Raw genomic sequence first — 18,727 nt, forward strand, 5'->3', positions numbered from 1 at the left:
TTCTATAATTTTAACTTTTCAATAAGAATTTGCTAATACCATTTCCGTCTAAATAGACCGAGTAAGACTTGTGGGTCTACCGTAAACATAACACGTATGCGTTGATCGTAGTTGGGTTGTCCAACTTCCCAGCCAAGATTAGAATAAATAGGGAAATAGATTTCAAAGTAATCTTCAACAAGGTTTAGTCGTATACCCGAATCGTATACAAATTTGGGGTTAATAAACTTGTTTTTTACCAATCCAATATCAGTGTAAGCTTGAATGTACCTCCAAATGGATGTGCTAAAATTAGCAGTAGTCATCCATTGATTTGCAAACGGCGTGGCTAACTTAGATTTAAAACCACCTTCTGCCAAAATAATTTGTTGACTAAAAATCCCCGAGGCTTCGGAGCGTCCCAAATAGTTGAGATCAAATAAGTAATCTGTTGGTCGGTCTAACGCGAAACTAAAATAATTAGAATTGGGGTCCGAATTGTTGTCTAAGAATACACCAGCAAAAAACCTAAAATTGATATTTTGGTTGCTTTGAGTCAGTTTTCTAAATTCATAATTAAATGAAATTTTACTGAATTTATCTGCAACCTGAATGTCGGTATAAAATTTTGAATAGTTAATAATTCCAGGATTGAAATGGGTATACCTTAAATTAAAGACACCATAATCTGGTTCGTCTAACAGGACTGTGGCATCTTCACCAAGTTCTCGAGAAATGCTAACATATCTCGCCATTATTTGATCCATTTGAGGGGATCTAAAATGGGAATCATTTCTAAAGCTAAAAGTAAGTGAAGGTCTAATTCTAGTGAAAAAGGCATCGGTAGCAAAGGATTGATAACCTGCGGTAAAGCCATAAGTGATATCAAAAAGATTTTTGTCTTCGATATTATGTGTGTAAAATATAGAAGTAGAACCTGTAAGGGCTCTCGACTTTGTAGCATATTGGGGAGAAAATCGATAATTTAATCGCTTTCTTAAAACCGTTTTATTATACACTTTTGTGCCCAATGTTAAACCGTCATATATATTATTAAACTCAACCAAAGGCATAAAAAACACCTGATTGTAATTAGGGTCTTCAAAATCTTTAAATAACCTTAATTGAAATGGTTTGTTGTTTAAAAAAGAACCTTCTACAGCTTTATAATTATCGCGTTGATTGTATTCTGGTATTACATTATTATAATCTAAAACAAAATTCTCGGTGCTATCTTTTGGCAATGTTATCGTTTTAGTGCCTTGTATATTTTCTACCCATAATTTGCCAATAACCGAATCATTTTTTAATTTAAAAAGTGGAATAGGCATTGTGTTATCTCGCTTATTCTTAATGGTGAGTTTTGTGGAATCTCCTATGGTTTCAATCGTCGATATTTTAAAATCTATCTTTTTTCGAGTATTTAAATAATCTGTAAAAAACCAGCGAATATCTTTAGATGTTTTAGAACTGATAAACGTTTCAAAATCGGCTAGGGAAACAGATTTTAATTGATTGGTTTGCAAAAACTCTGTAATATAATCTGTCAAACTGATGTCGTCCGTAAACTGGTCTAAATAGTTAAGCCCAATACCGGCCTTGTATTTACCAGCGATATTGGTATTGAATTTGGTTAAGGAGTCTTTTGAAGTGGTTAAAGGTTGGTCTCTGTTTTTTCGAGCAATTTCCATGTAATACAGATAGTACTGAAAATTAAAGTCTAAATCAGCAGCATGAAAAGATCTGATACCCCATACATCTGCTAGGGTACCTATAAGTTTAGTGTCGGGATAATTTTCTTCAACATATTTAATTAGATAATATACTTGCAGCCCTTCACTTAACCAATGTTCTTTTCTTGGGTTAAGCAATAGTGTGTTATCGAGGTACTTTTTTAATGCGGTTTTAAGAAGTTTTAATTCGTACTGAAAATCGTCTTGGAATGGGCGAAAAAAAGAAGGTAATTGATTAAGTCCATAGAGCGGGTCTTTTTGGTAATCAATCGACGTTACCAATAATTGTTTGTGCGGATACGTCCCGAGATTTTTTGTTAGATACCGTGTAATCTTGTCCGTAATTAATGCTTTTGCAGCACCTGGAAGTCCTTTTTCTTTTATATCTGAAATTATAATGAAGTCATCGGTCTGTACAAAATTGTATAATGGAAATTTATAAAGAGATAAATAGGTATCCGTTCGGTCATTTCCACTTAAAATAGTGGTTTGCGTGTTCTTTTCATTATTAACCGTAGTAGCGTTGAAATTGAGCTCAGACGTTATTTTATAGTTTCTTGGATGTGTAATACTCAGGGTTATATTTGATTTCGGAATAAATAAATCATCTAAATTTTTGTTGCTATAATAATGCCACTCTCCGTCATAAACCGCTGGAGTAATATACCAATATTTTAAGTCGAAATCATTCGTTTTAGAAACACCATAACCTGTAAAACTAGCATCAGGAATTAATAGCTGATAGGTGAGGTGTAACGTGTAAGAAGTGCCTGGTTGTAAAGGGTTTTCTAAATCGACTTTAATCACATCAGGATGTGCTTTTAGGCGTTCAAATTCTAAAAAAGTTTCTATCTCATTTTTAATCGACGTCACCACAGTAAAACCACGTTCCTCGTTTTTTGCGAGATGGAACTTAGTACTGAACTCTTCTTCAAAACGTTTGGCTAATGGAGTCGATTTTGTAGAGTAGCTATTGTTCCAATCATTGAGGTAAATTGTTTTAAGAACAGCATCCGTTTCATTCTTATAAACTATGGTTTGGGCTACTGAAATAGTTTTGGTTTCTACATGAACATCTGCAGTAATAGCCATCTTATTTTGAGCCGCAAGAGTGTAGCCAAAAACAATAAAAAGAACTGTTATTATAAGGTGCTTGTTCAAGTAGAGGATTATAAATTTAAGGGGTTAGTGTAATGGGGAGATACTGTTAAATAGTATAAGCAATCTCGTAAATTAGAAACATCGATATATTGTTTTGTGTCAGAAGTCATAATTTGGGTTGATAGCAATCATCGTTGTATTTAAAAGAACCGAAGCTTCAAAAGTATTATAGAGCTCACACCGTAAAACTAAATCGGGTTTATAGTCCGATAAAACATAGGGCAAATCATATGTACGATTAGGAACCGAATTTTCTAATGGGGAATTTAGTAAATTAGAAAACATCACTTTAACCGTTTCTTGCGCAGAAATAGGGGTTAAAGTGAGTAATATTATCATTAAAAAACCTAAAGTTTTCTTTTTCATAGCGTTGAATTAAAAAAAAAAGGTTTTCTTAGAAATTTGGACTAAGATCGTACTCTTTATAAAAATCATCAAGAATACTAATAACTTCATCTGGAGTATCAACAAGATGGATTAGGTCTAAATCTTTTTCACTAATATTTCCTGCATCTAGCAATGTGGTTTTAACCCATTCTAACAAGCCACCCCAAAATTCTGTTCCAACTAAAATAATAGGAAATGATTCTATTTTGTGTGTTTGTATTAAAGTTATCGCTTCAAAAAGTTCATCTAAGGTTCCAAAACCTCCTGGCATAACAACAAAACCTTGAGAATATTTAACAAACATTACTTTTCTTACAAAGAAGTAATCAAAATCTAAGCTTTTGTCACTATCGATATAAGGGTTGTCGTGTTGCTCAAAAGGCAATTCTATATTAAGACCAACAGATGTTCCGCCGGCAATATGTGCTCCTTTGTTACCAGCTTCCATAATACCTGGTCCACCACCTGTAATAACTCCGTAGCCATGCTCTACTATTTGAGTCGCGACGTCTTCTGCTAATTTGTAAAATTTATGGTCAGGTTTTGTACGTGCAGATCCAAAAATGGAAACACAAGGTCCTATTTTACTTAATTTTTCATAACCATTGACAAACTCACCCATGATTTTAAAAATTGCCCATGAGTCATTAGTCTTTATTTCATTCCAGCGTTTACTATTACTTTCGTTTCGCATATGTTCAATATAATTTAATATAACAATATAAAAGCCATATATCAATATGGCTTTGTCTTAATTTTAAGACCTTCAAAGTTAAGTTAAATTGATTGAAATCTGCGTTTAATCCTGAAAAAAAATAAGCGTATCTAAAATATGTAGATACGCTTATGAATTCAATTTATTTAGAATTTATAATGGTTTTCGACCTGAAATAATATTATATAAGATAACAACCACAGCAATAACTAATAAGATATGGATGAGGCTACTACTGCTCATGCCAGGAATTATATCTAATAATCCAAGCAACCATACTACGATACAAATAACGGCTACGAGCCAAAGAATACTTTTCATAATGTTTAAGGTTTTGTGTTAGTATTGACCAAGTTATAAAATAAATGGATAGCTTTTTTTGTTTAAACCAATCGAGTTAACATTAGTATTAAATAAGTCACTATTCATAACCAACCAACGACCAACAACCTACTTCATTTCCTTTTTCAAAAACTGAGCAGTATAACTTTTTTTATCTTTTATTATCTCTTCTGGTGTGCCTTTAGCAACGACTTTTCCGCCACCTTTTCCTCCTTCGTAGCCAATATCAATAATATAGTCTACCGTTTTAATCACATCGAGATTATGTTCAATGATTAAAACCGTATTGCCTTTATCTGCTAATTTGTTAAGGACTTTCATCAAAACTCTAATATCCTCAAAATGTAAACCTGTAGTTGGTTCATCTAAAATATAGAAGGTGTTTCCTGTATCGCGTTTGCTTAATTCTGTTGCTAATTTTATACGTTGGGCTTCTCCTCCTGATAGTGTAGTACTTTGTTGACCTAGGGTAATGTATCCTAGTCCAACGTCTTTAATCGTTTTGAGTTTTCTGTGAATCTTAGGAATGTTTTCAAAGAAGCTAACGGCTTCTTCAATCGTCATATTTAAAACGTCGCTAATAGATTTTCCTTTGTATCGAATTTCTAAAGTTTCACGATTAAAACGTTTGCCTTGGCAGGTTTCACATTCTACGTAAACATCTGGTAAGAAATTCATTTCAATAACACGCAAACCACCTCCTTGGCAGGTTTCACAGCGACCACCTTTGACATTAAAACTAAAACGGCCTGGTTTATATCCACGAATCATCGCCTCAGGAATCTTTGCAAAAAGACTTCTGACTTCATCAAAAGTTTTGGTGTAGGTTGCAGGATTACTTCTTGGGGTTCTGCCGATTGGTGATTGGTTAATGTCGATTACTTTATCTAAATGCTCTAAACCTTTTATGCTTTTATAGGGCATTGGTTTTTTAACCCCATTAAAATAATGTGCGTTAAGAATAGGGTAAAGGGTTTCGTTGATTAAGGTCGATTTTCCACTTCCTGAAACTCCAGTTACTCCTATCATTTTTCCCAAAGGAAATTCTACATCCACATTCTTTAGGTTATTACCAGTACACCCTTTTAGAATTAGTTTTTTACCATTGCCTTTCCGTCTTGTTTTTGGGATTTCAATTTCCTTTTCACCATTGAGGTATGCAGCAGTTAGGGTGTGTTGTTTTAGTAATTCTGCTGGTGTTCCTTCACTTATAATTTCACCGCCATATTTTCCGGCAAATGGACCAATATCAATGACATGGTCGGCACGTTCTATCATGTCCTTATCGTGCTCTACGACAATGACAGAGTTACCAACATCTCTCAATGAGATTAAAGAATTAATCAACTTTTCATTATCGCGTTGGTGTAAGCCAATACTCGGTTCATCTAAAATATAAAGCACACCAACCAATTGCGATCCAATCTGTGTCGCTAATCTTATACGCTGTGCTTCTCCACCAGATAAGGATTTAGAGCTTCGGTTTAAGCTGAGGTAGGTAAGACCAACATCGAGTAAAAACTGAACTCTGCTTCTGATTTCCTTAATAATTTCTGCTGAGATTTGTTGTTGCTTATCGGATAGGCGATCAAGTAAACCTTCTAGCCATTTGCTGAGTTCGACAATATCCATAGAGACCAAATCGGCAATACTTTTACCATCAACTTTAAAATAAAGCGATTCTTTTCTTAGACGTGAGCCTTCACAAATCGGACACTCTACTTTGTCCATATATTCTTTTGCCCAACGTGTTAAGGAAGTCGAATCTGAATTGTACTGACTTTCAATAAAATTGGCAACACCTTCAAAATCGATTTTATAATCTCTGGTAACACCTAGAAGTTTACTTTCTACGGTAAATTTATCTTTTCCACCATGAAGAATCACATGTTTGGCTTCTTCTGGAATGTCTTTCCAAGCATCATTTAGCGAAAATTCATAGCGCTGTGCTATGGTTTCGAACTGTTTGAAAATCCAACTTTTTTTCTGAGGGCCGTGTGGTGCTAATGCTCCGTTTTTTATAGATAAGGATTCATCTGGCACTAATTTGCGGTCGTTTACCACATATAATTCGCCAATACCGTTACAGTTATAACAAGCACCTTTTGGTGAGTTGAATGAAAAATTATTGGGTTCTGGATTGGGATAAGAAATACCACTAGAAGGACACATTAAATTCCGGCTAAAAAAACGCGGCTCGTTAGTGTCTTGGTCAATAACCATTAATACATCTTCACCATGATACATGGCTGTATTAATGCTTTCCATTAAACGTTTATCGTTGTTTTCGGAGTCATCAATTTTAAGTCTATCGATCACAATTTCGATATCGTGGGTTTTGTAACGGTCTAGTTTCATACCCTTTTCGATATCTACGATGTCGCCATCGGTTCTCACTTTAACGAAACCTTGCTTGGCAATTTGCTCAAACAATTCGCGATAATGTCCTTTACGAGAGCGTATAACAGGCGATAAGATATTAATGCGCTTGCCTTTATACGATTTTAAGATGAGGTCTTTAATTTGCTCATCGTTATAACTGACCATCTGTTCTCCAGTATTAAAACTGTAAGCATCGGCAGCTCTTGCGTATAGTAAACGCAAAAAATCATATATTTCTGTGATGGTACCAACTGTAGATCGTGGAGATTTACTAGTTGTTTTTTGCTCAATGGCAATTACAGGAGAAAGGCCATCAATTTTATCCACATCTGGTCGCTCTAAACTCCCTAAAAACTGACGCGCATAAGCCGAAAATGTTTCAATATAACGACGTTGACCTTCGGCATAAATAGTATCAAAAGCTAACGATGATTTTCCACTTCCAGATAAACCAGTAATAACAACTAATTTGTCTCTAGGAATAGTAACGTCGATATTTTTAAGGTTGTGAACGCGTGCTCCTTTTACTTCAATGGAATCGTTGAATTGGCTCATATTTTAATTTGTCCTCTTGTATTTTTAGCAAAGTTGCAAAGGTAAGGTTTTTGTGATTAAAATAGTTGTAAGCTTTAGTTATGGTTTTGCTAAAACTCTGATTTAACGTATCCGATATTAGGAATTGTATGGAAGTACAACAACGATTTTATTTAGTTTTTTATCAGTTTGTGACTGACACTATTACCTTCGCTATTTTGTATTACAATGATATAAAACCCAGATGGTAGCGATTCAAGATTTAGTTCGGTTGATTTGGCATTTATGTTTTTAGTAACTAAAACGTTGCCTAGAGTATTTAAAACTTGTATCTGATAGTTGTCATAGCTCTTTAGACCAATAGTGATTGACCCATTTGTTGGATTAGGATAAATAACGCTATCGGTAAGATTATGATGGGGTGTACTTAAGTTTTCGTTTATGGAAAAGTCAGTTATTACAGGAAAATGATCTGAGGCACTAGCGGTATCAAACGAATTTAAATTATATAGCGCTAAACGCTCTAAGGACATTACTTCTGTTTGAAGAACGAAGGATTTTTCGGCAGTAAGTGTATAGTCTGAAAAAATAATATAATCTAATTTGCCCGGCGGAAACCCTTGGTCATCCGATCTCCACGTGTACGCCATTCTCAAATCTGATTGTAAACAATTTTCTTCTTTAAGATCCGTATCGTCCCAATCTAAAGGAGCACCAGCTCCATAAGTTAAAGTATCTTGTATGTCTCCAGTTTTTAATGTGGTTAATTGGTGAGAATAGCCAACTAAATTTAAATCTCCAGAATACATAAAGGGAGTGTTTTCTTCTAAAGTAATGATACCTCCTGGTGACTTCGCATCTAAAATAAAAGCAGCATATTGATCTGCCTCGTCTTGTCTTAAATCATCAGCGGCACAACAATGTAAATGAGCATTGGTAAACAATAAATCTGTAGCGTAAGAACTTGGTAAATCTATTAAAACAGGAAATTGCCTCGTAAGACTGTTCCATTGCTGTGAAATTTCCCATCTCGAAACAGTAATCAGTCCTCCGAGCTTTTCAGCATACCATCCATTGGCTGTTTCTAAGGGAAGCCATGCATCGAAAAGCGATTTTACATGAGAAGCAGAAGTGTCCCAACATTCCGTTAATCCAGCCACATCTGGAGCAATTGATTTAATGATCTGCTCAAAATTATCGACTCTATTATTGTCATCTAGACCAATGTTTAAAGTGTTGTAAGCGAGTAATCTAATATCCGAAGGGTTAGATTTGTTTATGTCAATTGGGGTGTAAGGAGTTATTGGTGTGTCATCAAACGTATATGAAAACGTGTTTCCTTCATTGGGTAGTTTATCAAAATTAGCATCATTTTTTAATAAGATTTTTATGGTTGAAGCGGTAAATAAAGGATTGATACCATCTGGTATTTGATGTCTGCCAATGGCAATTTCAAATTCATTAGAAGTTACTGTGGGAGCAGCTCTTAATTTTAGACTAGTAAAATCTATTTCAGAATACGGTGTTACGTTATAATGGGCATATAAATCTTTGAAAATAATACCGACTTCCGAGCCATAGCCCTCTTGGATTTGATAACCCGTATTCAAATCGTTATCTGTATCTATAAAAAGTCTCAATTGTTGAGAAACTAAGTTGTCGGTTAAATCGAATTCTATATTGGTTTTGATTTTTATATATAAGAATTCTTCATCATTTGTTACTTGAAGTTCTAAAAGGTCAATACCACTAATAGATTCGTTAGTGTCTATATAGGTGGTTAAACTAGTATCCCAGTCGTCAAAAAGACCGTCAATAGTGATCTCTGTAGATTGCGGGAATAATGTTAAGGAATGTAATACGAATAGTGTAAAACACAATATTTTAGGGAACGACAACATAGAATTTATTTGTTAGCAAATTAATTCTTTTTTATAGACTAGCATAGTATTTTATTTAACTAGAGCATACTATTTATGACCTTTTAATTCGTGTATAGTATCAGGTCACAAAATTGTAGGTGATAAAATGAGCGCACATTTGTATGGATATAGTTCAATAATTATCTAAAAGGGACTTAAATTTAGAGGACATTAAAAAGAAAGAGTTATGGAAAAATTATTGAAAATTATAGGGGCTGCTTGGGGAGCAAAAAAAATAGGTGGTGGTAAATGTGGTTGTATCGGTACAATTGTAGTTTTTTTTATACTCTATTGGCTATTAGGTTATGTTTTTGAAGTGTTTTAGCATCGTTTATTCTTAGTCTTTTGATATTGTTTTAACTAATTAGAGGTGAGAACGAATGTTGTTTTTATGGGGCTGAATATTACTGTAGAATTAATTTACATTTTGTACATTTACTATAGATAAATTAAAACAAAAAGCCACCATGAAAATAATAGGTATTGGCAAAAATTACGTCAACGATACTTCGGAAATTAGTGCTATAAAAACAGGTGCGCAAACTATATTTACAAAACCAGATTCGAGTTTGGTTATCGGTAATAAAGATATCGACTTCCCTAAAATCACTAACCAATTGGCTTATGAAGTAGAGCTGGTAGCAAAAATAGGAAAGCGTGGTAAAGATATTTCACTAAGTGATGCGGTATCTTTCATCTCAGACATTGCGATAGGAATAGATTATACGGCTAAAGATGTGTTAGCGGCGAGCAGAGAAAACAAAGGACCTTGGGCTTTGGCTAAAGGTTTTGATGGAGCATCTCCGATTTCGGAATTTAAACCAATGTCAAACTTCTCAGATTTGAGCGCTATTAATTTCGATTTAAAAATTAATGGAGAACAAAAACAAGTGGGTACAACCAGTTTAATGATTTATAGCTTTGCCGAAATTATTGCTTATGTATCGTCTTTTATGACTTTAGAAGAGGGAGATCTTATTTTTACAGGTACGCCAGCGAGTGGCACAGGCTTAGTAGTAAAGGGAGATCATTTACAAGCTTCTATTGAAGGCGAATTGCTTTTAGATTTTAAGATGATTTAAGTGCTACCGATCAGACCTGCAATGATGTGACGCGTCGAAGGTATGATTAATCCTCGCTATCTATTTTGTTATAGGCACGAATGACTAATACGGCCCAAACCACAACACATACCGATACAAATATCGAAAATGAGAAAATTATTTCATTTGCCTCCATTGAAGATTTGTTTTAAAAAGATTGCGAATGCAAGAATTGTTGGTACCCATAGTCCAATAAAGATAGCATGACGCTGATCTCCTCTTAAGAACAAATACATGGCAACCACTATAATCAAAACGCAAATCGTTAATATAAAGAGGTTTAAGGGACCTATTTTTTTTGTGAAATTCATCCTAGGTTAATTAATTAGTGTTATAAATTTAATAAAAAAAAACACATTCAATTCCTATAAATGAAAAATTACGGTATTTTACCTTTGTAAAAAAGCATATGACCTATGTCTAAAGAAAAAAAACCAGATCAGATTGTCTTTAATGAAGATACACAACATTACGATGCGTATCTAAAACCGTATGCTACAAATGTTGGAGCACCTGCGATACAGGTTACGGATAATTCGACTTGGAAAACTAGGAATATTAATAAGGCTAACAAACAAATAAAAGCCAAGTATTTAGAGCTTAAAGCTGAGTACGAAAAGATGATGAAAGAATTAGAGTATAACACATTGGTGTATAATGCACGATATACTTTTGAACCGATTATAGGAGAAACCTATCACTTATATCGCGATAAAAATGAAGAACCGTTTTTGTCTATAATAGCCCCTTCGCATTGTAATTTTGATCATATTGGTAGTTTTTTATTGAATAGTGAACTGATTTGGAAGCGGGTTGAGGAAGAAGAAAGGACTCATAAAAAATAAGATGTTAAGTATCAAACATTCATTTGTATTCTTCTTTTCACTACATTTAATAATAATTAAAAAGTAAAATCTAAAAAAAATATAGTCATGGCAAAATCACAAGACGCAAAGAAAAATTCAAAAAAAGAGCCAACAAAATCGGCTAAAGAAAAAAAAGCAGATAAAATTGCTAAAAAAGCAAGTAGAAAATAGAAGCCTTTAACGTGTTTTCTGATTTTCTACAGATTAGGTTATCATTTTAGTTAATCGCTGAGTGTTGGTGGCTGATAGTCGCTGAAGGAATTGTAATTAACAGTTTCATTAAAGTTTAATAAAACCACTTCCAATGAGGTGGTTTTTTATTTTAAAGCCCTTATCTTTAGGATTACAAAAACAACCGATAAATTTATGGACATAAAACTAGCCGTACTAATTGATGGTGATAACATACCATCAGCTTACGTAAAAGAGATGATGGAAGAAATTGCAAAATATGGTAACCCAACCATTAAACGTATTTATGGAGATTGGACCAAACCACATCTTAACAAGTGGAAAAATTTACTCTTAGAAAATGCCATAACACCAATTCAGCAATATGCTTATACAGTAGGAAAGAATGCTACAGATTCTGCAATGATTATCGATGCTATGGATATCCTGTATTCAGAAAAAGTCGATGGCTTTTGTTTAGTTTCTAGTGATAGCGATTTTACACGTTTAGCAACACGTTTGCGTGAAGCCGGAATGAAGGTTTATGGTATTGGTGAAAAGAAAACGCCAAACCCGTTTATTGTGGCTTGCGATAAGTTTATTTACATAGAGATTCTTAAAAACCAACGTGAAGAGCGTCCTTTAGAATCTAGCACAGCACCAACATCACCAAAAAGTGATTATGATACCATTACTCAAAAGGAAATTAACTTTATAGCAACAACCATAGATGACGTGGCAGATGACGATGGTTGGGCATTTTTAGGTGATGTGGGTAGCTTACTACAAAAGAAACAACCTAATTTTGATTCTAGAAATTATGGCTTTCAGAAATTAACTCCTTTAATTAATTCAATTTCAGCGTTCGAAACAGAACGACGCGAAGATTCAAAAGGGCGTTCAAAATTAATATATGTTAAGTTGAAAGAAGATCAACCTAAACGGAAAAAGAGATAAGCTAAAGATGAAATAGTTGTAAGCGATTTTTAATACAATTATTTCAATTAAACTGTAAGCGATGCATCTGTTAAAGTAGCAATAACCTAAAAGTTTTCGTTTTTATTATTATAAATTGCCTGTTAACCATTTAATATTATAATATATGAAAAAAATTACTTTAGCAATTGCCTTTTTAGCATTAGGAGCACAGGCTCAAACTTTTCCTAGTCCATACTGTGATATTCCAGAACTAGAGAATCCTTGGGGAGTAGAAGAAATTTCAACGGTGAGCTTTGCAGGTACTAGTATCTCAAATTCAGACATTTTCTCTGTATTAGTGGATGAAACAGCTACAATAGTAAACGTGGCACCAGATGAAACGTATTCAATTACTATTACAGGAAATACTTATGGTGACTTTGACGCAAATATAGTAGCTTTTATAGATTGGAATCAAAATGATATTCTCGATGATGCAGGTGAAGTATATGAACTTGGATTACTTTCTAACACCGATGGTGCCGATGGTATATCTATATCTTTAGATATTTCAGTACCTACGGATGCTGTTTTAGGTGAGACACGTATAAGAATCACAAAAACATATACAGATCAAGGAACTGAAATTAATCCTCCTTCAACAGCTATTGTAGATCCTTGTGGAATTATTTTTGATGCATTTGGTGAAGGAACTCAAGAAAGCTATGGACAAGCCTTAGATTTTACATTAAACTTAGCGCCTTTAAGTGTGAATCAGTTTGAAATTAGTGCTTTAAGAGTTTATCCTAACCCTGTACAAGATATTTTAAATATTGATTATAAATCAGAATTAACAGGTGTGAAAATATATAATCTTTTAGGGCAAGAAGTACTAAATAGAACTACTGCTTCGTCTCAACTGAAATTAGATATATCTGAAATTACCTCTGGAATGTATATCGTAGAATTATTTTCGGAAGAAGGTGAGTATAGTTTTAGAGTTGTAAAAAACTAATAATTCTAAACACTTTTCTTAAAATAAAAAAACTTAGTCTATTACAGACTAAGTTTTTTTATATCTAATATCTAAAAGCAAAAAGCTAGAAGTGATGTTATTTAATTACAACAAGTTCTCCTGATCCTATAGCTTTTGCGTAATTGGCTTTAACTTTGTTTAGTATACCAAAGAATTTAGAGCCATCTTTTTTCTTAAGTGTCACTGTCGTAGATCCGTTATCTTCTGTTTCTATGTCATCAATAACAACAGCTTCATTATTTACAGATTTATAACCCGTAACAATACCGCGTTTTATTAACGTATTTGCTTTAGGAAAATCAATGTGATTAAAGCCTTCAGCAGATGGTGTTTTGACGGTTAGAATATCTCCAACTTTTGGCTCATTATGAGCAGAAGCCGACAATAAGAATGTAAAGCATAAAAGTGTAAAAAGTAATTTTTTCATAATTAGTTGAGTTTAAATTGATATTATGATAAAAATAATAAGATTTATTGGTAGGATTTGTCACTTTTAATAATTCTTAACATTTGTAAATGCAATTTATTTTTAGGATTATTTTTTTCTTATTTTAGTTTTTTAAATAACGAATGATAACACCAGATAAACTATGAAATTACTAGGAATAGGATCAAGGATTAACCACTCAGACTATGGAAAAGGAGTTGTTACCAATGTCACGTCTAAACACTATTGGGTAACCTTTATAGATAACGGATTAGAGACTATAGATTTAGACTCAGAATTTGAAGTGATTGAAGCCGCGGAAGATGAAGTTGATACGGTAAGTTTTTATGAAGTAGAGCGTAGTTTAAAATCCATATTAAAAAAATGGTCGGATGCTTCAGAAGTTGTCACTATTGCAGATAAATGGAAAGGTGGAAAATTAATTATGGAACCTAGAGATTCTAACTTAAAATCGAGTGAAGTACCAATTGATACCTTCTTTCATAAAATCACTATGGTGCGTGACCGCTTGCGTGTTATGGAGCAAAAGATCAATTCAAGCAATCTTGAAGAACAAGATAAGATAGATTTACAACAGTATATTACGAGAAGTTACGGAAGTCTAACGAGCTTTAATGTGTTGTTTAAGTTGAAGACACAGCAGTTTGTTGGGCAGCGGTCTAAATAGTTTTTGGTTGAAACGTTTTTGAATCCCTTATTAATGTTCAATACTGTCGGAATTTAGGTGTTTAATTTTTATTTTGTTGTGTGATTTGGTCGTGGTTTTTACAACTTAGCAACTTAGCGTCTCTGCACCTTTACGTGAAAAAAAAATTAAAGTTTTAAGCCCTTGACATCCGTAATCTCAATACCCAAAAACAAAAACTTATGAAAGGTTGGTAGCAGAGCTCCACTTTCTGTGGTTGTCCAGTTCTCCCAAGTAGCCTCTATGCCTTCAATAGGAAGAATATTTACCCACATTTGAAAGCTTTTTGGTTTTCCAGAATCATCTAAATGCCATAAATAGGAATCACCTGGCGTAGTTCCTCCAGAAGTGTAAGTCACTAATAGTGCATCTTCATGATCTTCTGATTTTACTAGGCGACGTTCAACTCCTGGGTCAAACACTTTGTAAGGTGCAACCAACCAAAACGAATCGTTGTTAAAATAACTTTCGGCTTTTGTAATATAATCTTGTTTTTCAATGCCGTTGTATTCTTGTTCTAAAACAAAAACTTTTGAGTTATTTCGATTTTCCAAATCTAAAATTACGGTGAAATCGTCCCAATACACTTCACAGGTTTTATCAGATTTATACCATTTATAATGGTGTCTACCTTTAAACGTCCATTCTATATATGCCGTATTTAAATAAGCTTCTTCATTTAAGGCTTGTAGCATATTTGTTGCTAACTGGTCGGCTTTAGCTCCTTGTTCGCCTGTCGGCAACTCTTCATTGTATTTAAAATATATAAACCCGAAGAGTAGGAGGGTTGGTAAAGTGAAGAATACGATGAGTCCACCTATTATTTTTAGTGCTTTTTTTAGTTTAGATTGTTTAGCCACGACGTGTTAAATTGTTTGTTGTGCAAATTTAGTATAAATAGTTGACGTCATGGCGAGGAAGAATGACAAAGCAATCTGTTGAATGTTTCATTATACTTTCAATTTGTTCCTCGTAACAAGTTCAAGCCTTATAATGACGTAAAACTTAATTATCAGACTTATAACCTTCAGGACGTTTCCATCGTACAGGAGCTTTTGGTTCTGGTTTCAGTTGAAATTCATTATTTTTAAGTAATTTCATAGCTTCTTCAACAGCACGTTCTAACTGTGGGTCAATGCCTTTAGATGTTAATTTGGGGTCTTGAATCACTTCAATATCTGGAGCCACTCCTTCTCCTTCAACAGCCCATTCTCCATTGACGTCGTAAAACCCACCACGTGGAGCAACCATTCGTCCTCCATCAATAAAATCGGGAGTGTCCCAAGTACCTACCAGCCCTCCCCAAGTTCGGGTGCCGATCATCGGTCCTATATTTTTCATTTTAAACATGTAAGGCAGTAAATCACCACCTGATCCGGCACGTTCGTTAATCAACATGACTTTTGGTCCCCAAATTCCAGCCATTGGTGTGGTCCATGGTCGGTTATCATTAGCTCTACTGTTAAAGTAGCCAAACAATTCACGCGACATAATATCTATCATATAATCAGCTGCTGAACCACCTCCATTATTACGTTCGTCTATAACAACACCTTTTTTATCTTGTTGTGAGAAATAGTAGCGGTTAAAAGACGTGAAGCCACCAGCACCTGTATTGGGAACATAGACATAAGCCAATTTCCCATTAGAGAGTTCATCTACTTTTCTGCGATTGCCTTCAATCCAATCTATGGCTCGCAAGCTACGTTCGTTGCTTACAGGCTTTATTAAGACGGTTTTAGCATCTGTTAGCGATGGTTTTGAATTTATTGTAATATTAATTTCACGATCCGCCGTTTGTTCTAATACACTATAAGGATTTACAGTTTCGGAAAGCTCTTTGCCATTTATCGCTAAAATATAATCGCCTACATTTACATTAATTCCAGGTTTTGCTAATGGAGCATTAATATCAGGGTTCCAACGTTCTCCATTAAATATTTTAGTGATTTTATAGTTGCCGTTTTCGAGTTCTAAATCACAACCTAGTAACCCCACAGGCACACGATCTACATTTGGGAAGTCGCCGCCAGATACGTACGAATGCCCAATAGCAACTTCACCACTCATAATATCCACAACGTAGTTTAAATCCGTTCTATGTCGTACATGGTCTATCCAAGGCGAATACCATTTGTAAATGGCGTCCCAAGGTGCACCATGAACATTATCTACATATAAGAAATCGCGCATATATCTCCAGCCTTCTTTAAATATTTGATGGGCTTCGGCTTTAGGATCTATCTTTATTTTTAGATTGGTTTTTAAATTATCTTTTCCAGGTTTTGGTGGTGATTTGGTATCGGTCATTACCCAACTTCCTTTTTGGAATAGAAGTACCGAATTTCGGTCTTCTGAAGCAACCATCTGATAAACACCATCTGCATAGTCCGTCTTTTCTTCTTTTTCAACGTCAAACGTATAGACTTTAAGTCCGTCTTCATTCTGAATCGCTTCAGAGACAAAGACCGTATTTGTCGGTCCTTTAAGAAGTTCCATATAATTTCTAGCTGGTAAATTTAAGGCAACGGCTCTGTCAAAAATTCCAGTTTCGGTAATGGTAATTGAAACATTTTTAGGTTCTTCTTTGTCATTATCTCCACCTTTTTTCTTGTCTTTAGGTTTCTTATCGCTATCCTTGTCTTTCTTTTCAATCTCCTCCATGTCATTCTTTGGAAGATTTGGTGCATCATCTTGAGCATTTAAAACAATAGCATATAAGTTTCGTGTTAAGGTGGCTGCCGAATCGTAATTACTCATATCTAACCAACCGGTCTGAAGACCGTAATTGGTGCTTGCTAACGTGTAAATATATTTACCTGATGCATCCCAAACCGGACTAATAGCATCTGCAATTGGGTCTGTAATTTGAATCGTTTTCTTGGAGTCAATATTATATGCAAAAATAGATTTGAAATGACTCTCTAATTGCTTTGAAAAGGCAATCCACTTGCTGTCTGGCGACCACACCGGATTCATAGTACGATTAGGATGTGCGTAACGATCGGTTGCTACAATCTCAGCGTTTTTAGTTTCTAAATTAAGAATCCAGATATTGTAATGTGTGTCTGTGTATGCGATGTGTTTTCCATCTGGTGACCAATCGGGTTTAAAATAGAAGGTAGGATTTGGTAGATTAATCGCTTCTACATTTTGCCCATTTTGATCGGCTATTAGTAATTGATATTCCCCACTTTTATCTGAAAACCATGCGATTTTATCACCTTTAGGAGACCAAATAGGATTACGATCAGCAACGCCAGGTGAGTTCGTGATATTCATCCAAGTGCCGTTTTCTTTAGGTACGGTGAAAATTTCACCACGATGCTCAAAAATGGCACGTTTGCCGTTTGGTGACAGATTAGGATTAGATAAATTTGGTGCAGATACATCTTCCCATTTTGTTCTATAAAAGTTTAAATCGGCTTTAACATCTATATGTAATTGTTTGGTGTCTCCTGAAACTGGATTATAAACATGAAGATAGCCACCTTGCTCGTAAACGATCTTATCTTCACTAGCATCTAAACTTTTAACATCAAATTTCTTATGAAAGGTAATTTGCTTTTCTTCTTTAGTACTTGGGTTAAAGTACCAAATGTTCATGGTATAATCGCGCTCAGACATAAAATACACAATACCATTTAACCACACAGGATCTAAATGCCGTTCTTTTGTTGGTTGTGAGGTTCTAATGAGCTCTTTGGTTTTCATATCTACCACCCAAATTGGCATGGCTTGTCCACCACGATAATTTCTCCATTCGGCATCCCATCCTGTAATTGGAGTGTATGCTAAGTACGTTCCATCAGGAGATAATTCTCCATAAGCAGCTCTAGGAATATCTAATGCTTTTGGTAAACCTCCGTTTGTAGACACTGTAAAAAACTTACTTGTCATTGTCGGCTGACTTTCTCTACTAGACCTAAAGAGTACGTTGCCATCGGGAGTCCAACCTTGGACGTAGTCTGCTTCTGGATGATAGGTTAATCGTTTTGGTTCTCCTCCTTCTGAAGGCATCACATACACATCAACATTACCATCGTATTGTGCTGTAAAGGCAATTTGTGTTCCGTCGTTAGAGAAATGTGGACTAGATTCATAGCCGTCATCGCTGGTTAACCTAATGGCAGTTCCACCATTTACGGAAGCTTTCCATAAGTCGTTGGCATAAACAAATACAACATCATTACCATGCAAAGTGGGTTGTCTTAAGAGTTGTGTGCCTTGTGAAAATGAGAGTAGTGAGTAGCAGAATGCTAGTGTAACAATAAATTGTTTCATGTTTGGATGGTTTTGATACGTAGGTTTTGCTATAAAATTCGGTGAGTATAAATATACAATT

15 protein-coding genes are annotated in these 18,727 nt (G+C 34.6%); 6 read left to right on the forward strand and 9 right to left on the reverse strand.

All coding sequences use genetic code 11. The annotated features are described in order from the left end of the window. Positions 1-32 precede the first annotated feature (32 nt). From BLT80_RS13325 to BLT80_RS13345, 6 genes are all read right to left on the reverse strand, one after another. On the reverse strand, positions 33-2,873 hold the full coding sequence (locus tag BLT80_RS13325; protein ID WP_092468795.1) for a gluzincin family metallopeptidase: 2,841 nt from the start codon (positions 2,871-2,873) through the stop codon (positions 33-35). A gap of 99 nt (positions 2,874-2,972) precedes the next feature. Then, complete coding sequence (locus BLT80_RS13330; RefSeq protein ID WP_092468797.1) at positions 2,973-3,239, reverse strand: hypothetical protein; 267 nt, start codon at positions 3,237-3,239, stop codon at positions 2,973-2,975. Between the two features lie 28 nt (positions 3,240-3,267). After that, complete coding sequence (locus BLT80_RS13335; RefSeq protein ID WP_092468910.1) at positions 3,268-3,954, reverse strand: LOG family protein; 687 nt, start codon at positions 3,952-3,954, stop codon at positions 3,268-3,270. A gap of 174 nt (positions 3,955-4,128) precedes the next feature. Beyond that, positions 4,129-4,296, reverse strand: a complete 168-nt coding sequence (locus BLT80_RS19900; RefSeq protein WP_139181073.1) for a lmo0937 family membrane protein — start codon at positions 4,294-4,296, stop codon at positions 4,129-4,131. 129 nt (positions 4,297-4,425) lie between these two features. Then, positions 4,426-7,254: an excinuclease ABC subunit UvrA gene (uvrA, locus tag BLT80_RS13340; RefSeq protein ID WP_092468799.1), complete on the reverse strand. Its 2,829-nt coding sequence runs from the start codon at positions 7,252-7,254 to the stop codon at positions 4,426-4,428. A gap of 152 nt (positions 7,255-7,406) precedes the next feature. Further along, entirely contained in the window at positions 7,407-9,113 is a 1,707-nt protein-coding gene (locus BLT80_RS13345; protein ID WP_175455613.1) for a T9SS type A sorting domain-containing protein, read from the reverse strand. A gap of 229 nt (positions 9,114-9,342) precedes the next feature. On the opposite strand from BLT80_RS13345, the gene BLT80_RS20135 reads away from it, so the two are divergent. The 5 genes from BLT80_RS20135 to BLT80_RS13370 all read left to right on the forward strand — a co-directional run bounded on the left by BLT80_RS20135 (position 9,343) and on the right by BLT80_RS13370 (position 13,228). Beyond that, a complete protein-coding gene (locus tag BLT80_RS20135) occupies positions 9,343-9,480 on the forward strand; it encodes a hypothetical protein (protein WP_175455614.1) in 138 nt (45 codons plus the stop codon). Between the two features lie 142 nt (positions 9,481-9,622). Next, positions 9,623-10,237 carry a fumarylacetoacetate hydrolase family protein gene (locus BLT80_RS13350; RefSeq protein WP_092468803.1) on the forward strand — a complete coding sequence of 205 codons (615 nt, stop codon included), beginning with the start codon at positions 9,623-9,625 and terminating at the stop codon, positions 10,235-10,237. A gap of 437 nt (positions 10,238-10,674) precedes the next feature. Continuing rightward, positions 10,675-11,103 (forward strand): DUF2452 domain-containing protein, encoded by a 429-nt coding sequence (locus BLT80_RS13360; protein ID WP_092468809.1) that lies wholly within the window; start codon positions 10,675-10,677, stop codon positions 11,101-11,103. Between the two features lie 387 nt (positions 11,104-11,490). After that, a complete protein-coding gene (locus tag BLT80_RS13365) occupies positions 11,491-12,252 on the forward strand; it encodes an NYN domain-containing protein (protein ID WP_092468811.1) in 762 nt (253 codons plus the stop codon). A gap of 145 nt (positions 12,253-12,397) precedes the next feature. Further along, positions 12,398-13,228, forward strand: coding sequence for a T9SS type A sorting domain-containing protein (locus BLT80_RS13370; RefSeq protein ID WP_092468814.1), 831 nt, complete (start codon positions 12,398-12,400; stop codon positions 13,226-13,228). Between the two features lie 97 nt (positions 13,229-13,325). Here the strand turns inward: BLT80_RS13370 and BLT80_RS13375 are convergent, their stop codons facing one another. Continuing rightward, positions 13,326-13,676 carry a hypothetical protein gene (locus BLT80_RS13375; protein WP_092468816.1) on the reverse strand — a complete coding sequence of 117 codons (351 nt, stop codon included), beginning with the start codon at positions 13,674-13,676 and terminating at the stop codon, positions 13,326-13,328. A gap of 163 nt (positions 13,677-13,839) precedes the next feature. Here BLT80_RS13375 and BLT80_RS13380 point away from each other — a divergent pair, with 163 nt between their 5' ends. After that, on the forward strand, positions 13,840-14,364 hold the full coding sequence (locus tag BLT80_RS13380) for a hypothetical protein (RefSeq protein WP_092468819.1): 525 nt from the start codon (positions 13,840-13,842) through the stop codon (positions 14,362-14,364). A 146-nt stretch (positions 14,365-14,510) separates the two neighbouring features. On the opposite strand, the gene BLT80_RS13385 is transcribed toward BLT80_RS13380, so the two are convergent. Together BLT80_RS13385 and BLT80_RS13390 are read right to left on the reverse strand one after the other, a co-directional pair. Further along, positions 14,511-15,242 (reverse strand): hypothetical protein, encoded by a 732-nt coding sequence (locus BLT80_RS13385; RefSeq protein ID WP_092468821.1) that lies wholly within the window; start codon positions 15,240-15,242, stop codon positions 14,511-14,513. Positions 15,243-15,387: 145 nt separating this feature from the next. After that, a complete protein-coding gene (locus BLT80_RS13390) occupies positions 15,388-18,666 on the reverse strand; it encodes a S41 family peptidase (protein ID WP_092468823.1) in 3,279 nt (1,092 codons plus the stop codon). Between the last annotated feature and the right edge of the window lie 61 nt (positions 18,667-18,727).

This window comes from Winogradskyella thalassocola (genome assembly GCF_900099995.1).
GTDB lineage: Bacteria > Bacteroidota > Bacteroidia > Flavobacteriales > Flavobacteriaceae > Winogradskyella > Winogradskyella thalassocola.

What these genes read in the sequence shown, in the direction of transcription:
- BLT80_RS13330 (WP_092468797.1), bottom strand. Translation starts at nt 3,239, where the DNA reads ATGAAAAAGAAAACTTTAGGTTTTTTAATGATAATATTACTCACTTTA.
- BLT80_RS13335 (WP_092468910.1), bottom strand. Translation starts at nt 3,954, where the DNA reads ATGCGAAACGAAAGTAATAGTAAACGCTGGAATGAAATAAAGACTAAT.
- BLT80_RS19900 (WP_139181073.1), bottom strand. Translation starts at nt 4,296, where the DNA reads ATGAAAAGTATTCTTTGGCTCGTAGCCGTTATTTGTATCGTAGTATGG.
- uvrA (WP_092468799.1), bottom strand. Translation starts at nt 7,254, where the DNA reads ATGAGCCAATTCAACGATTCCATTGAAGTAAAAGGAGCACGCGTTCAC.
- BLT80_RS20135 (WP_175455614.1), top strand. Translation starts at nt 9,343, where the DNA reads ATGGAAAAATTATTGAAAATTATAGGGGCTGCTTGGGGAGCAAAAAAA.
- BLT80_RS13350 (WP_092468803.1), top strand. Translation starts at nt 9,623, where the DNA reads ATGAAAATAATAGGTATTGGCAAAAATTACGTCAACGATACTTCGGAA.
- BLT80_RS13360 (WP_092468809.1), top strand. Translation starts at nt 10,675, where the DNA reads ATGTCTAAAGAAAAAAAACCAGATCAGATTGTCTTTAATGAAGATACA.
- BLT80_RS13365 (WP_092468811.1), top strand. Translation starts at nt 11,491, where the DNA reads ATGGACATAAAACTAGCCGTACTAATTGATGGTGATAACATACCATCA.
- BLT80_RS13370 (WP_092468814.1), top strand. Translation starts at nt 12,398, where the DNA reads ATGAAAAAAATTACTTTAGCAATTGCCTTTTTAGCATTAGGAGCACAG.
- BLT80_RS13375 (WP_092468816.1), bottom strand. Translation starts at nt 13,676, where the DNA reads ATGAAAAAATTACTTTTTACACTTTTATGCTTTACATTCTTATTGTCG.
- BLT80_RS13380 (WP_092468819.1), top strand. Translation starts at nt 13,840, where the DNA reads ATGAAATTACTAGGAATAGGATCAAGGATTAACCACTCAGACTATGGA.
- BLT80_RS13390 (WP_092468823.1), bottom strand. Translation starts at nt 18,666, where the DNA reads ATGAAACAATTTATTGTTACACTAGCATTCTGCTACTCACTACTCTCA.